This window comes from Pseudomonas sp. GL-RE-26, from assembly GCF_019956275.1.
In the GTDB taxonomy this organism is placed as follows: Bacteria; Pseudomonadota; Gammaproteobacteria; order Pseudomonadales; family Pseudomonadaceae; genus Aquipseudomonas; species Aquipseudomonas grandcourensis.
Genome location: NZ_JAHBDI010000026.1, coordinates 54,255 through 68,889, shown reverse-complemented (window position 1 = coordinate 68,889; position 14,635 = coordinate 54,255). Strand labels below are relative to the sequence as shown.

9 protein-coding genes are annotated in these 14,635 nt (G+C 60.8%); 5 read left to right on the top strand and 4 right to left on the bottom strand.

Translation table 11 applies throughout. The features are described 5' to 3' along the window. Window positions 1-406: 406 nt before the first annotated feature. The 3 genes from zipA to KGB07_RS17590 all read right to left on the bottom strand — a co-directional run bounded on the left by zipA (window position 407) and on the right by KGB07_RS17590 (window position 5,676). Complete coding sequence (zipA, locus tag KGB07_RS17600) at window positions 407-1,267, bottom strand: cell division protein ZipA (RefSeq protein ID WP_046042866.1); 861 nt, start codon at window positions 1,265-1,267, stop codon at window positions 407-409. A gap of 258 nt (window positions 1,268-1,525) precedes the next feature. Continuing rightward, entirely contained in the window at window positions 1,526-5,014 is a 3,489-nt protein-coding gene (gene smc / locus KGB07_RS17595; protein WP_223466088.1) for a chromosome segregation protein SMC, read from the bottom strand. Between the two features lie 2 nt (window positions 5,015-5,016). After that, window positions 5,017-5,676 carry a GntR family transcriptional regulator gene (locus tag KGB07_RS17590; protein ID WP_046042869.1) on the bottom strand — a complete coding sequence of 220 codons (660 nt, stop codon included), beginning with the start codon at window positions 5,674-5,676 and terminating at the stop codon, window positions 5,017-5,019. A 278-nt stretch (window positions 5,677-5,954) separates the two neighbouring features. Here KGB07_RS17590 and xdhA point away from each other — a divergent pair, with 278 nt between their 5' ends. From xdhA to guaD, 4 genes are all read left to right on the top strand, one after another. Beyond that, the gene (gene xdhA / locus KGB07_RS17585) at window positions 5,955-7,409 is read left to right on the top strand and encodes a xanthine dehydrogenase small subunit (protein ID WP_223466087.1); all 1,455 of its coding nucleotides are present in this window, start codon (window positions 5,955-5,957) and stop codon (window positions 7,407-7,409) included. Beyond that, window positions 7,402-9,801: a xanthine dehydrogenase molybdopterin binding subunit gene (gene xdhB, locus KGB07_RS17580; RefSeq protein ID WP_046042871.1), complete on the top strand. Its 2,400-nt coding sequence runs from the start codon at window positions 7,402-7,404 to the stop codon at window positions 9,799-9,801. The genes xdhA and xdhB overlap by 8 nt, the downstream gene beginning before the upstream one ends. Window positions 9,802-9,919: 118 nt before the next feature. Then, window positions 9,920-10,777: a xanthine dehydrogenase accessory protein XdhC gene (gene xdhC / locus KGB07_RS17575; protein ID WP_046042872.1), complete on the top strand. Its 858-nt coding sequence runs from the start codon at window positions 9,920-9,922 to the stop codon at window positions 10,775-10,777. 23 nt (window positions 10,778-10,800) lie between these two features. Next, window positions 10,801-12,105: a guanine deaminase gene (gene guaD / locus KGB07_RS17570; RefSeq protein WP_046042873.1), complete on the top strand. Its 1,305-nt coding sequence runs from the start codon at window positions 10,801-10,803 to the stop codon at window positions 12,103-12,105. 154 nt (window positions 12,106-12,259) lie between these two features. Here the strand turns inward: guaD and KGB07_RS17565 are convergent, their stop codons facing one another. Continuing rightward, the gene (locus KGB07_RS17565; RefSeq protein WP_007971481.1) at window positions 12,260-13,024 is read right to left on the bottom strand and encodes a GntR family transcriptional regulator; all 765 of its coding nucleotides are present in this window, start codon (window positions 13,022-13,024) and stop codon (window positions 12,260-12,262) included. Window positions 13,025-13,435: 411 nt separating this feature from the next. On the opposite strand from KGB07_RS17565, the gene KGB07_RS17560 reads away from it, so the two are divergent. Next, complete coding sequence (locus tag KGB07_RS17560; protein WP_046042874.1) at window positions 13,436-14,629, top strand: benzoate/H(+) symporter BenE family transporter; 1,194 nt, start codon at window positions 13,436-13,438, stop codon at window positions 14,627-14,629. Window positions 14,630-14,635 lie beyond the last annotated feature (6 nt).

The window sequence follows — 14,635 nt, the reverse complement described above, 5'->3', positions numbered from 1 at the left end:
CCAGCAGTTTGCCTCGGGCTTCCTTCAGATTCGCAGTCACCCGCGACACCCTTGCCTCTGGCTAACACTTCCCCTTGCCGGGTGTGTAGAGGACTTTCACCTCCAAGTCACCAGCGAGGCCACCACAGCCAAGCTGGTTGCGCTTACGCGCAACGCGCCATGCCTGGCGCACAAGCAAAAGAGCAGCCGAGGCTGCTCAATTTTTAAAATACATTAGCTTAAAGCTATGGACACTGTGGCGAGGGAGCTTGCTCCCGCTCGGTGGCGAAGCCGCCGTAAATCCTGCATCCGTGCATGAACTGGCACACCGGGGCGGCTGGTTTTGGGGCTGCTTCGCCGCCCAGCGGGAGCAAGCTCCCTCGCCACAACAAGCCCCTGTGCCACAGAAGCCTGCCCAGCCATTAAATCAGCGTTTCTGGGTCAGGGCGCGGCGTTCGAACTCGACGATTCGCTGACGGTAGTGCTCGATCGTCTGGGCGGTCAGTACGCTGCGCTGGTCGTCTTTCAGCTCACCGTTGAGCTCCTGGGACAATTTACGCGCCGCTGCCACCATCACGTCGAAGGCTTGCTTCGGATGGCGAGGGCCTGGCAGACCGAGGAAGAAGCTCACTGCCGGGGTGCTGAAGTGGTCGATGTCGTCCAGATCGAATACGCCAGGCTTGACGGCGTTGGCCATGGAGAACAGCACTTCACCGTTGCCGGCCATGCTTTCGTGACGGTGGAAAATATCCATCTCGCCGAAACGCAAACCGCTCTCCAGAATGTTCTGCAACAGCGCCGGGCCCTTGAAGCCGGCAGCGTCGCGGCAGATCACGCTGATCACAAGCACTTCTTCCGCTTGTGGCTGATCTTTGTCGTTGACCGCTGGCGCGGACTTGGTGTCATCCGGGAAATCGCCGTCGCGGCTGCTGAAGCTCGGGCCGCCGTCCAGATCCAGGCTGAGGTTCATGTCTCCCTGGGAAGGCTCGCTGTGGCCACGCTTGCCGCGCTTGGAGCCCGACTCGCGAGGCTCGCGGGCCGGCATGCTCACCGACGGCAGATCGTGCTCGTCCAGTTGCGGCTCTTTATGCGTGTCCAGCACGCGCGGCGGGCCCAGCAGCTCGGCGCTGGAGCCGCTGTCCTCGTCCGGCAGATTGGACAGACTTCGATCAAGACGGAACTTCAGTTTTCCCTTGCCGCCGCGCATACGGCGCCAGCCATCGAAAAGAATACCGGCAATGACAATAATGCCGATGACGATCAGCCACTCGCGCAGACCGATTTCCATGTAATCCCGTGCCTCTATAAAAAATGCTGAAAAATAAGGGGTTTACAACCTGCAAACCGCTTTAAAACGTGGCGCCAACTCTATGTTCTGACAGGCGTTTTGCCCACGTATACGAAAAATTGACATTAAACTAGCACGACCAAAGGCAACTTTACACCGTCTACCACGTTGGCTGACGCGAATATGTCGATTGGCCAGCAAGTCGAAGCCAGGAAAAGAGTCCTACATACCGTAAACCCTCTTTCCTACAACCACGACTCAGGCATCCACCATCGCCATCGCCTCCTCGACATCCACCGCCACCAGACGTGAACAACCGGGTTCGTGCATCGTCACACCCATCAGTTGTTCGGCCATTTCCATGGCGATCTTGTTGTGGGTGATATAGATGAACTGCACTGTCTGTGACATCTCTTTTACCAATCGCGCGTAGCGTCCAACGTTAGCGTCATCCAGTGGCGCGTCAACCTCATCGAGCATGCAGAACGGCGCCGGGTTCAATTTGAAGATCGCAAAAACCAGGGCCAATGCGGTCAGGGCTTTTTCGCCGCCGGAGAGCAAATGGATGGTGCTGTTCTTCTTTCCGGGCGGCTGCGCCATGATTGTTACCCCTGTATCGAGTAAATCTTCGCCCGTCAGTTCCAAATACGCGCGACCTCCACCGAAAACTTTTGGGAAAAGCGCCTGTAAACCGCCATTGATCTGATCAAAGGTATCCTTGAAACGGTTACGGGTTTCCTTGTCGATCTTGCGAATCACGTTCTCAAGAGTATCGAGCGCTTCCACCAGATCGTCGTTCTGCGCATCCAGATAACGTTTACGTTCCGATTGTTGCTGGTACTCATCGATGGCCGCCAGGTTGATCGCGCCCAGACGCTGAATCCTCGCGGCGATGCGCTCGAGTTCTTCCTCGGCGTCCTTCTCGCTGGCCTCGGCGGTCAACGTCGCGAGTACGCCGTGGAGATCGTAGCCGTCTTCCAGCAATTGGTCCTGCAAGGTCTTGCGGCGCACGGTCAGGGCTTGCCATTCCATGCGCTGGGTTTCGAGCTGACTGCGAATCAACTGGGATTGTTGTTCGGCCTGGCTGCGGCGCTTCTCGGCGTCGCGCAGTTCGCGGTCGGCGTCTTCGAGGGCGATCTGCGCGGTCTTGAGTTCTTCGTCGACGGTCATGCGCTTGTCGAGCAATTCCTCGAGCTTCAAACGCAGCTCTTCCAACGGAGCTTCGCCCTCCTCCAGATTGAGGCTCAGTTGCTCGCGTTTTTCAGTCAGCCGCTCGGATTGCATCTCCAGACGCTCCAGCGCCTGACGCGTTGAATCGTGCTGGGCCTTGAGCGAACCCAGACGCACCGCCAGCTGATGGGCGTGATCCTTGTGCTGCCGCGCTTCCTGGCGCACCCGGTCCAGGCGTTCGCGCAGGCTGTCGCGCTGGGCCAGCAGCAACTCACGCTGCTCGGTGTCCAGCGCCATGCTGTCGAGGGCTTCCTGCAATTGCAGGCGCGCCTCACCGATATTTTCGTGTTCCAGCGCTCGCTGCTCATCGAGTTCGACAAGCTCTTCGTCGAGGCGGGTACGACGCAGGGTCAATTGTTCGGCCTTAGCTTTGCCGGCGGACAATTGAGCCTTCAATTCACCTTGCTGACGCGCTTCGTCCTGGAGCAAACGGCGCAAATGCTCGCGACCGTTTTCCTGCTGACGCTGCTGCGCCCTGAGATTCTGCAGACGGGTTTCCAGGGTTTCGACGGCGGCTTCGCGCTCTTCACGCTCAAGGCCCAGTTGCTGGATTTCCTGACCACGGGCGAGCACGCCGCTTTCCGCTTCACTGGCCCGACGCACCCGCAGGAAATGCCGACCGACCCAGTAACCGTCACGGCTGATCAGGCTCTGCCCGGCAGCCAATTGGCTCCGCAAGGCCAAGGCCTGTTCGAGACTGTCCACCGGACTGACCTGCCCCAGCCATGGCGACAGATCGAGCTGCGCCTCGACCTTGTCCAGCAAACTGCCCGGCACCCGTACGCCATCGCTGGACGGGCTGAGCAAGCGCAAGTCGCCCTGGGCAAAGCCCGACAGATCGAAATCGTTGAAGTCGTCCACCAGCACCGCTTGCAGATCGGCGCCGAGCACGGTTTCCACCGCCAGCTCCCAACCGGCCTCAACCTTCAGGCCTTCGGCCAGGCGCGGGCGATTCGCAAGATTCTGTTCGCGCAGCCATTCGGCGGTGCCGGTACCCGGATCGAGCGCGGCTTGCTGCAAAGCTTCGAGCGAAGCCAGCCGACCGTTGAGGCGCTGCAAATCGCCTTGCGCCTGCTGCTGCGCGGTCAGCGCTTGCTGCAATTCCTGACGCAACTGCTCAAGCTTTTCGACCTGGGCTTCTTCGCTGGTCTGCAAATCCTCAAGGGTCGCTTCGGATTCGGCGAGCTGCTCGCTGAGCGCCATGATCGCCGCGTCTTCCGGGTCCGCCGAGAGCAAGGCGCGTTCTTCGCCTAGACGCTTCTGGCGATCGGCCAGGCGCTCGAGGCTGGTTTCCAGCTGCTGGATCCGCGACTGCTGCACTTCGGCCTGACGGCGCGGCTCGGCGGCGGTGAGGTTGAACGTATCCCACTGCTCTTGCCAGCCGTGCATGGTGGTTTCGGACTCTTCCAGCGCGGCAGCAGCCTCTTCGGCGGCGGCGCTGGTGACTTCCTGCTCCGGAGTGAGCATGTCCAGCTCTTCGCCGAGGGTCAGCAGCAGCGTGCGGTCGTGGCCCAGGTGCGATTCGGTTTCCAGGCGTGCGCGCTCGGCCTCTTTCAGGTCTTCCTGCAACTGGCGCAAACGCTGCTGACCGTGCTGGATGCTCTGCTCGACCCGGGCAATGTCGCCACCGACCGAGTAAAAGCGCCCCTGCACCAGGTTGAAGCGTTCCGAGAGATCGTGGTGCCCGTCACGCAGGCGCTCGATGCTTGCGTCGGCATTACGCTGTTCGGCCACCAGGGCTTCGAAAGAAACTTCCTGGTTACCGATGATCGCTTCACGCTGGCCGACCTGATCGTTCAGCGCCTGCCAGCGCAGGGCCGACAGCTGGGCCTTGAGCTGACGCTCCTCGCCCTTGTATTCCTGATACTTCTTGGCGGCCTCGGCCTGGCGGTGCAAGCGTTCGAGCTGACGCTCAAGCTCTTCGCGAAGGTCGGTCAGGCGCTCAAGGTTTTCGTGGGTGCGGCGGATGCGGTTTTCCGTCTCGCGCCGGCGCTCCTTGTACTTGGAGATGCCTGCGGCTTCTTCGATGAAATTACGCAGGTCTTCGGGCTTGGACTCGATCAGCTTGGAGATCATCCCCTGCTCGATGATCGAGTAGCTGCGCGGGCCAAGGCCGGTGCCGAGGAAGATATCGGTGATGTCGCGGCGCCGGCATTTGGTGCCGTTGAGGTAATAGGTGGTCTGGCTGTCGCGGGTCACTTTGCGGCGAATGGAAATTTCCGCGTAGGCGGCGTATTCCCCGAGCAAGGTGCCGTCGGAGTTGTCGAACACCAGTTCGATGCTCGCCTGGCTCACTGGCTTTCGGCTGGTGGAGCCGTTGAAGATGACGTCGGTCATCGATTCGCCGCGCAGGTTCTTCGCCGAACTCTCGCCCATCACCCAGCGCACGGCGTCGATGATGTTCGATTTGCCGCAGCCATTGGGCCCGACCACCGCCGCCATGTTACTGGGGAAGTTTACCGTGGTCGGGTCGACGAAGGACTTGAACCCCGCCAGCTTGATGCACTTGAGCCGCACGCTCAGGCGTCCGTCAGGGCAGAGATCACCAGATCGCAACTGCGCTGGGCATAAGCCGTCAGCACCACGCGAATCTGCGCAAAGTCACGGGCCAGCACGGCTGCGAGCAAGCGCTCGAACAGTTCGAGGAATTCACTCATCGACGCTTTGCGCTGGTCCAGCGCGAGGAAATACGCACGGCTCATGGCCGGCTGCAGATTCTCGACGGTTTCCTGCAAGTACGGGTTGTTGGCGAACGGATACGCGGCGCGCATCACATTGAAGCTGTCGTCGACGAAAGTGCGGATGTCCTGACGCTCGTAGCTGGCTGTCAGGCGTTGCTGGATCTGCACGAACGGCGCCATGTCGGCTTGGGTTTTCCAGCCACTGGCCACCGAGTTACCGAGCAGAATATAGAGTTCGCTCATCAGCGTGCACAGGCTCTGCACCTTGTGCGGCGTGAGCTCGGTGACGTGGGCGCCACGTCGCGGCAGGATCGCGATCAGGTGCCGACGCTCGAGGATCAGCAAGGCCTCGCGGACCGAACCACGACTGACATTGAGGGCCAGCGTGACCTTCTGTTCCTGGATGCGCTCCCCGGGCTTCATTTCGCCGCGAATGATGCGTTCGGCGAGGTGGTGAGCGATTTGCTCGGCGAGGCTGTCCGGCGCCTTGAACGTCATGGTTGTCCTTCAAACTCTTTGATCTGTACAAGCGGCGCAGTGTAGCGCAATTGCTGCATCAGGGCGGAGTGCCCACCCGGAGGTTTTTTGGCACGATTCAAGCAAATTCAAGCAAAAAGGCAGGCTATGGAACCAGCGACAATAATTAAGGAACAGGTGGTTAATCGACAAATTGCAATTTCCTGACCTTTAAGTCAGAAAATCATTGACCGAAAAGTCAGACCTGCTAAATTCAGTTCCTATCGGTTAACAACAATAATGAGTCTGCGAGGCCTTCCGTGATCCAGTTTTTACTAAACCAGGAACTCCGTAGCGAGCACGCCCTGGACCCGAACCTGACCGTGCTCAATTATCTGCGCGACCATGTGGGCAAGCCCGGCACCAAAGAAGGCTGCGCCAGCGGTGACTGCGGCGCCTGCACCGTGGTGGTCGGCGAATTGCAGACGGATGACGACGGCCGCGAACACATTCGCTATCGCAGCCTCAACTCGTGCCTGACCTTCGTGTCGTCCCTGCACGGCAAACAGCTGATCAGCGTCGAAGACCTAAAGCACAAGGGTGAACTGCACAGCGTGCAGAAAGCCATGGTCGAGTGCCACGGTTCGCAATGCGGCTTCTGCACCCCCGGTTTCGTGATGTCGCTGTTTGCCCTGCAAAAGAACAGTGATGCACCGGATCATGCCAAGGCCCACGAAGCACTGGCCGGCAATCTCTGCCGTTGTACCGGCTACCGGCCGATCCTGGAAGCCGCCGAGCAATCCTGCTGTGGCAAGCAGCCGGACCAGTTCGACGCCCGCGAGGCCGACACCATTGCGCGCCTGAAAGCCATTGCCCCGACCGATATCGGCGAACTCAACAGCGGCGACAAACGCTGCCTGGTGCCGCTGACCGTGGCCGACCTGGCCGACCTCTACGACGCTTATCCACAGGCCCGCCTGCTGGCCGGCGGTACCGATCTGGCGCTGGAAGTCACGCAGTTCCACCGCACCCTGCCGGTGATGATCTACGTCGGCAACGTCGCCGAGATGAAGCGCATCGAACGTTTTGACGATCGCCTGGAAATCGGCGCCGCCACCTCCCTCTCCGACTGCTACGAGGCCTTGAATGCCGAGTACCCGGACTTCGGTGAATTGCTGCACCGCTTCGCCTCCTTGCAGATCCGCAACCAGGGCACCCTGGGCGGCAACATCGGCAACGCCTCGCCGATTGGTGACTCGCCGCCCCTGCTGATCGCCCTCGGCGCGCAAATCGTGCTGTGCAAAGGCGAAACCCGCCGCACCCTGGCACTGGAAGATTACTTCATCGATTACCGCGTCACTGCGCGCCAGGAAAGCGAGTTCATCGAGAAAATCATCGTGCCCCGCGCCAGCGTCGAAAAACTGTTCCGCGCCTACAAGATCTCCAAGCGCCTGGACGATGACATTTCCGCCGTGTGCGCCGCCTTCAACATTCGCCTGGAAAACGGCGTAGTCGCTGAAGCCCGCGTCGCCTTCGGCGGCATGGCGGCCATCCCGAAACGCGCTGCTGCCTGCGAGGCCGCATTGCTCGGCTCGCCATTCAACAACGCCACCGTTGAATGCGCCTGCGCTGCCCTGGCAGAAGACTTCACGCCGCTCTCGGACTTCCGCGCCAGCAAGGAATATCGCCTGCTCAGCGCGCAGAACCTGCTGCGCAAATACTTCATCGAACTGCAAACACCGCACATCGAGACTCGGGTGACCGCTTATGTCTAATCATCACGCCGTAGAGAAGACCCAAGCCGAATTGGCTGAACTGTTCGCCAAGGACCTGACCACCGGTGTCGGCCGCAGCGTCAAGCACGACAGCGCCGCCAAGCATGTGGCCGGTGAAGCGCAGTACATCGACGATCGCCTGGAGTTTCCGAACCAGTTGCACGTTTATGCGCGCATGTCGGACCGTGCCCACGCGCGGATCATCAGCATCGACACCTCGCCCTGCTACGCCTTCGAAGGCGTGCGCATCGCCATCACCCACGAAGACGTGCCGGGCCTGAAAGACATCGGCCCATTGCTGCCGGGCGATCCGCTGCTGGCCATCGACACCGTGCAGTTCGTCGGTCAACCGGTGATCGCCGTGGCGGCGAAAGACCTGGAAACCGCGCGCAAGGCGGCCATGGCCGCGATCATTGAATACGAAGACCTGGAACCTGTGCTGGACGTGGTCGAAGCCCTGCGCAAGCGCCACTTCGTACTCGACAGCCACACCCATCAGCGCGGCGATTCGGCCACGGCACTGGCCACTGCCGAACATCGCATCCAGGGCACGCTGCACATCGGCGGCCAGGAACACTTCTACCTGGAAACCCAGATCTCTTCGGTGATGCCGACCGAAGACGGCGGCATGATCGTCTACTGCTCCACACAAAACCCCACCGAAGTGCAGAAACTGGTGGCCGAAGTGCTGGACGTATCGATGAACAAGATCGTTGTCGACATGCGCCGCATGGGCGGCGGTTTCGGCGGCAAGGAAACCCAGGCGGCGAGCCCGGCATGCCTGTGCGCGGTGATCGCACACCTCACCGGCCAGCCGACCAAGATGCGTCTGCCGCGGGTCGAAGACATGCTGATGACCGGCAAGCGTCACCCGTTCTATGTCGAGTACGACGTCGGCTTCGACAGCACCGGCCGCCTGCACGGCATCAACCTGGAACTGGCCGGCAACTGCGGTTGCTCCCCTGACCTGTCGGCGTCGATCGTCGACCGCGCGATGTTCCATTCGGACAACTCGTACTACCTGGGCGATGCGACCATCAACGGTCACCGCTGCAAGACCAACACTGCGTCGAACACCGCCTACCGTGGTTTCGGCGGCCCCCAAGGCATGGTCGCCATCGAAGAAGTGATGGACGCCATCTCTCGCCATCTGGCCCTGGATCCTTTGGCCGTGCGCAAGGCCAACTACTACGGCAAGACCGAGCGCAACGTCACCCACTACTACCAGACCGTCGAGCACAACATGCTCGAAGAGATGACTGCGGAACTGGAAGAAAGCAGCCAGTACGCCGAACGTCGCGAAGCGATCCGTCGCTACAACGCCAACAGTCCGATCCTGAAAAAAGGCCTGGCGCTGACCCCGGTGAAATTCGGCATTTCCTTCACCGCCAGCTTCCTCAACCAGGCCGGCGCGCTGGTACACGTCTACACCGACGGCAGCATCCACCTCAACCACGGCGGCACCGAAATGGGCCAGGGCCTGAACACCAAGGTCGCGCAGGTCGTGGCTGAAGTGTTCCAGGTGGAAATGGACCGTGTGCAGATCACCGCGACCAACACCGACAAAGTACCGAACACCTCGCCGACCGCCGCTTCCAGCGGTGCCGACCTGAACGGCAAGGCCGCGCAGAACGCTGCCGAAACCATCAAGCAACGTCTGGTGGAATTCGCCGCTCGTCAGTACAAGGTCAGCGAAGAAGACGTGGAGTTCCACAACGGCCACGTGCGGGTCCGCGATCACATCCTGACCTTCGAAGCGTTGATCCAGCAGGCGTACTTCGCCCAGGTGTCGCTATCGAGCACCGGCTTCTACAAGACCCCGAAAATCTACTACGACCGCAGCCAGGCGCGCGGCCGTCCGTTCTACTACTTCGCCTTTGGCGCGGCGTGCTGCGAAGTGCTGGTTGACACCCTGACCGGCGAATACAAGATGCTGCGCACCGACATCCTCCACGACGTCGGCGCCTCGCTGAACCCGGCCATCGACATCGGTCAGGTCGAGGGCGGTTTCATCCAGGGCATGGGCTGGCTGACCATGGAAGAGCTGGTGTGGAACAACAAGGGCAAGCTGATGACCAACGGCCCGGCCAGCTACAAGATCCCGGCCGTGGCGGACATGCCGCTGGACCTGCGGGTGAAGCTGGTGGAAAACCGCAAGAACCCGGAAGACACGGTGTTCCACTCCAAGGCCGTGGGCGAGCCGCCGTTCATGCTCGGCATCGCCTCGTGGTGTGCGATCAAGGACGCCGTGGCGAGCCTTGGTGACTACAAACATCAACCGAAAATCGACGCACCGGCGACCCCGGAGCGAGTGTTGTGGGGCTGCGAGCAGATGCGCCAGCTGAAGGCGGCGAAGGCTGTCGAGGCTGAGACCGAGTTGGCTTCGCTTTAAAGTCCGAGGCGCGCCCATCGCGAGCAGGCTCACTCCTACAGAGGAATGCATTCCAAATGTAGGAGTGAGCCCTCCTCGCGATGAGGCCGGAACAGACAACAGAGATGTTGAGGTGTTTATGTATAACTGGATCGACGCCCTCGCCGACTTGCAAAACCGGGGTGAGCCCTGCGTGCTGGTCACCATCATCGAAGAGCTCGGCTCGACGCCGCGCAACGCTGGCTCGAAGATGGTCATCAGCGCGAACCAGAGCTTCGACACCATCGGTGGCGGGCACCTGGAATACAAGGCCATGAAGATCGCCCGCGAGATGCTCGCCAGCGGCAAGCAGGACACCCATCTGGAGCGCTTCAGCCTCGGTGCCAGCCTCGGCCAGTGCTGCGGTGGTGCAACTGTTTTGCTGTTCGAACCGATGGGCCAGGTTCAAGCGCAGATCGCCGTGTTCGGTGCCGGCCACGTCGGCCGCGCTTTGGTGCCGCTGCTGGCCAGCCTGCCCTGCAGGGTGCGCTGGATCGATTCGCGGGAAGATGAATTCCCCGAGCAGATCCCCCATGGCGTGCGCAAGATCGTCAGCGAAGAACCGGTGGATGAAATCGATGATCTGCCGGCCGGCAGCTATTGCATCGTGATGACCCACAACCATCAACTCGACCTCGAACTGACCGCAGCGATCCTCAAGCGCAACGACTTCGCCTACTTCGGCCTGATCGGTTCGAAGACCAAACGGGTGAAGTTCGAACATCGCCTGCGCGACCGCGGTTTCGACCACAGCGTCGTGCAACGCATGCGCTGCCCGATGGGCATCGGCGAAGTCAAAGGCAAGTTGCCTGTGGAAATCGCCATCTCCATCGCCGGCGAAATCATCGCCACCTACAACGCAAACTTCGGCCAGCAGACGTCCAGCGCCGAGCCTATTGCCAAACTGCTGCCCGCCTCACGCCGCAGCCACGCTTCGAAGCAAGCCGCCTCGAACTGACAAGCCTGACATTGAGAACTCACATGCCTTTGACTCGCAAAGCTTACCGCGCCGCCATCCTGCACAGCATCGCCGACCCAGCCGTCGTGGGCATCGAAGCCTCCTACGAGTATTTCGAAGACGGCTTGCTGGTTGTGGATAACGGCCAGATCAGCGCCCTGGGCCACGCCAGCGAACTGCTGCCGACCCTGCCGGCTGATGTCGAAATCACCCACTACCAGGACGCGCTGATCACCCCCGGTTTCATCGACACCCACATCCACCTGCCGCAAACCGGCATGGTCGGCGCCTATGGCGAGCAGTTGCTGGACTGGCTCAACACCTACACCTTCCCGTGCGAAAGCCAGTTCGCCGACAAGGCCCACGCCGACCAGGTCGCGGATATTTTCATCAAGGAACTGCTGCGCAACGGCACCACCACTGCGCTGGTATTCGGCAGCGTGCACCCGCAATCGGTGAACTCGTTCTTCGAAGCCGCCGAGCAGCTCGACCTTCGGATGATCGCCGGCAAGGTGATGATGGACCGCAACGCCCCGGACTACCTGACCGACACCGCCGAATCCAGCTACGTCGAAAGCAAGGCGCTGATCGAGCGCTGGCACGGCAAGGGTCGCCTGCACTACGCGGTCACCCCACGCTTCGCACCGACCAGCACCCCGGAACAGCTGACCCTGGCTGGCCAGTTGCTGACCGAATACCCGGATCTGTACATGCAGACCCACATCAGCGAAAACCTCAAGGAAATCGAGTGGGTCAAGGAGCTGTTCCCGGAGCGCAAGGGCTACCTGGACGTCTACGATCACTACCAGTTGCTCGGCGAGCGCTCGGTGTTCGCCCACGGTGTGCACCTGTGCGATGACGAGTGCGCGCGTCTGGCAGAAACCGGTTCGGCCATCTCCTTCTGCCCGACTTCGAACTTCTTCCTCGGCAGCGGCCTGTTCAACCTGCCGATGGCCGAGAAGCACAAGCTCAATGTCGGCATCGGCACCGATGTGGGCGGCGGCACCAGTTTCTCGCTGCTGCAAACCCTCAACGAAGCTTACAAGGTCATGCAACTGCAAGGTGCGCGCCTGAGCCCGTTCAAGTCGCTGTACCTGGCCACCCTCGGCGGCGCCCGCGCACTGCGCCTGGAGGACAAGATCGGCACCCTGCAACCGGGCACCGACGCCGACTTCCTGGTGCTGGACTACAACGCCACGCCGCTGCTGGGCTATCGCCTGAAGCAGGCCAACAACATCGCCGAGACGTTGTTTGTATTGATGACCCTGGGAGATGACCGGACTGTTCAGCAGACTTATGCGGCGGGGAATCTGGTGCATCAGCGCTAAGTTCTTTTGCGGGCATAAAAAATCCCCCGGCGCTTTTCAGCCCGGGGGATTTTTGTTGCCTGTCAGATCGTCATCGCGAGCAGGCTCACTCCTACATTTGAAATGTGATCCCCTGTAGGAGCGAGCCTGCTCGCGAAAGCAGCGACTCGGTCTATCAGATTTTCGCCGGCGAACGCCCAGGCTTCTTGGTCTGCAACAAATGCGAGAACACCGCATGCAGATCATCCGAAGCACTTTCCTCGTCGAGGTTGAGCTTGCTGTCGATGTGGTCCATGTGATGCATCATCAGGTTCACCGCCAGCTCAGCGTCGCGCTTCTCGATGGCGTCGATCAACTGGGTGTGCTCGTCGTAGGAGCAGTGGGAACGGTTGCCGCTTTCATACTGGGCGATGATCAGCGACGTCTGGGACACCAGGCTGCGCTGGAAACTGATCAGCGGCGCGTTTTTCGCCGCTTCGGCCAGCTTCAGGTGGAACTCACCCGACAGGCGGATGCCGGCACCACGATCGCCACGGGAGAAGCTGTCGCGTTCGTCGTTGACCATCTGGCGCAATTCGGCAATCTGCTCGGCGGTCGCGTGCTGAACCGCCAGCTCGGTGATCGCTCGCTCCACCAGACGGCGGGCCATGAACACCTGGCGGGCTTCTTCGACGCTAGGGCTGGCGACCACGGCGCCGCGATTCGGACGCAGCAACACCACGCCTTCATGGGCCAGGCGCGACAAGGCGCGGCGAATGATGGTGCGGCTGACCCCAAAAATTTCCCCCAGCGCTTCTTCGCTCAACTTGGTGCCGGGCGCCAGACGCTGCTCGAGGATGGCCTCGAAAATATGCGCGTAGACAATATCGTCCTGGGTACCGCTGCGGCCGGCTTTGCCTGCTCGCGGTTGTTTCTTTAGGGGTTGCAACTGTTCGTTCATGGGCACTCGAGTCGGAAGAACTGCGGCGAATTGACCGCGACTGTAATACGGCACAGTGGGTCGCTGGCAAGTATCGCGTAAAAAACACTGCAATTGTACACAATGGAAGGTGGCAACACGACTGTACGGCTGAATGTTGCCTCGGCTGTATCGCAACGCCTGATTACTTTTGAGTTTAGGCTTAAAACACAAAACTTTTGTCGAGAGACATTTTTGTGGCGAGGGAGCTTGCTCCCGCTCGACTGCGCAGCAGTCGTAAAATCAGCCGACGCATTCCATTGGACACACTGCAGTGCCTTGATTGGGGCTGCTTCGCAGCCCAGCGGGAGCAAGCTCCCTCGCCACACATTTGGGTCAGCCACAAATACCTGCTGGATTCACTGCTTTTATAGACAAGGAACAACACCCGTCATGAACGACGCCACCCACACGCAAATCCGCCCGCTGGCCGACACCTCGCCCTCGGCCATCGTCGCCGGCTTCATCGCCATGATGACCGGCTACACCAGCTCCCTGGTGCTGATGTTCCAGGCCGGGCAAGCGGCCGGCCTGAGCAGCGGGCAGATTTCTTCGTGGATCTGGGCGATTTCCATCGGCATGGCGGTGTGCTCCATTGGCCTGTCCCTGCGCTATCGCACGCCGATCACCATCGCCTGGTCGACCCCCGGCGCCGCGCTGCTGATCACCAGCCTGGGTGGCGTGAGCTACGGCGAAGCCATTGGTGCCTACATCACCTGCGCGGTGCTGGTGACGATTTGCGGGCTGACCGGCAGCTTCGAACGACTGATGAAAAAGATTCCGGCATCCCTGGCCGCCGCCCTGCTGGCGGGGATCCTGTTCAAGATCGGCAGCGAGATTTTCGTCGCGGCGCAACACCGCACCGCCCTGGTACTGGGGATGTTTGTCAGCTATTTGGTGGTCAAGCGCCTGTCGCCGCGCTACGCGGTGTTGGCAGCATTGCTGATCGGCACGGCATTATCAGGCTTCATGGGGCTGCTGGACTTCAGCGGTTTCCACCTGGAAGTGGCCACGCCGGTCTGGACCACGCCGCACTTCTCCCTCGCCGCGACCATCAGCATCGGCATCCCGCTGTTTGTCGTCGCCATGACCTCACAAAACATGCCCGGCATCGCCGTATTGCGCGCCGATGGTTACACGGTGCCCGCCTCGCCGCTGATTACCACCACCGGCATCGCCAGTTTGCTGCTGGCACCGTTCGGTTCCCACGGGATCAACCTGGCGGCGATCAGCGCAGCGATCTGCACCGGGCCGCACGCCCATGAGGATCGCAACAAGCGCTACACCGCAGCGGTCTGGTGCGGGATTTTCTACGGGATCGCTGGTGTGTTCGGCGCGACGCTCGCGGCATTGTTTGCCGCGCTGCCCAAGGAACTGGTGCTGTCGATTGCGGCGCTGGCGCTGTTCGGCTCGATCATCAACGGTTTGAGCATCGCCATGAGCGAAGTGAAGGAACGTGAAGCGGCGCTGATCACCTTCATGGTCACGGCATCGGGGCTGACGCTGTTTTCCATCGGTTCGGCGTTCTGGGGGATTGTCGCGGGGGTGGTGACGTTGGTGATTCTGAATTGGAGAAAGCAGCCATAAGCTGCA

Coding starts and splice junctions, on each gene's coding strand:
- zipA (WP_046042866.1), bottom strand. CDS start 1,267: ATGGAAATCGGTCTGCGCGAGTGGCTGATCGTCATCGGCATTATTGTC.
- KGB07_RS17590 (WP_046042869.1), bottom strand. CDS start 5,676: ATGACGTTCAAGGCGCCGGACAGCCTCGCCGAGCAAATCGCTCACCAC.
- xdhB (WP_046042871.1), top strand. CDS start 7,402: ATGTCTAATCATCACGCCGTAGAGAAGACCCAAGCCGAATTGGCTGAA.
- xdhC (WP_046042872.1), top strand. CDS start 9,920: ATGTATAACTGGATCGACGCCCTCGCCGACTTGCAAAACCGGGGTGAG.
- guaD (WP_046042873.1), top strand. CDS start 10,801: ATGCCTTTGACTCGCAAAGCTTACCGCGCCGCCATCCTGCACAGCATC.
- KGB07_RS17565 (WP_007971481.1), bottom strand. CDS start 13,024: ATGAACGAACAGTTGCAACCCCTAAAGAAACAACCGCGAGCAGGCAAA.
- KGB07_RS17560 (WP_046042874.1), top strand. CDS start 13,436: ATGAACGACGCCACCCACACGCAAATCCGCCCGCTGGCCGACACCTCG.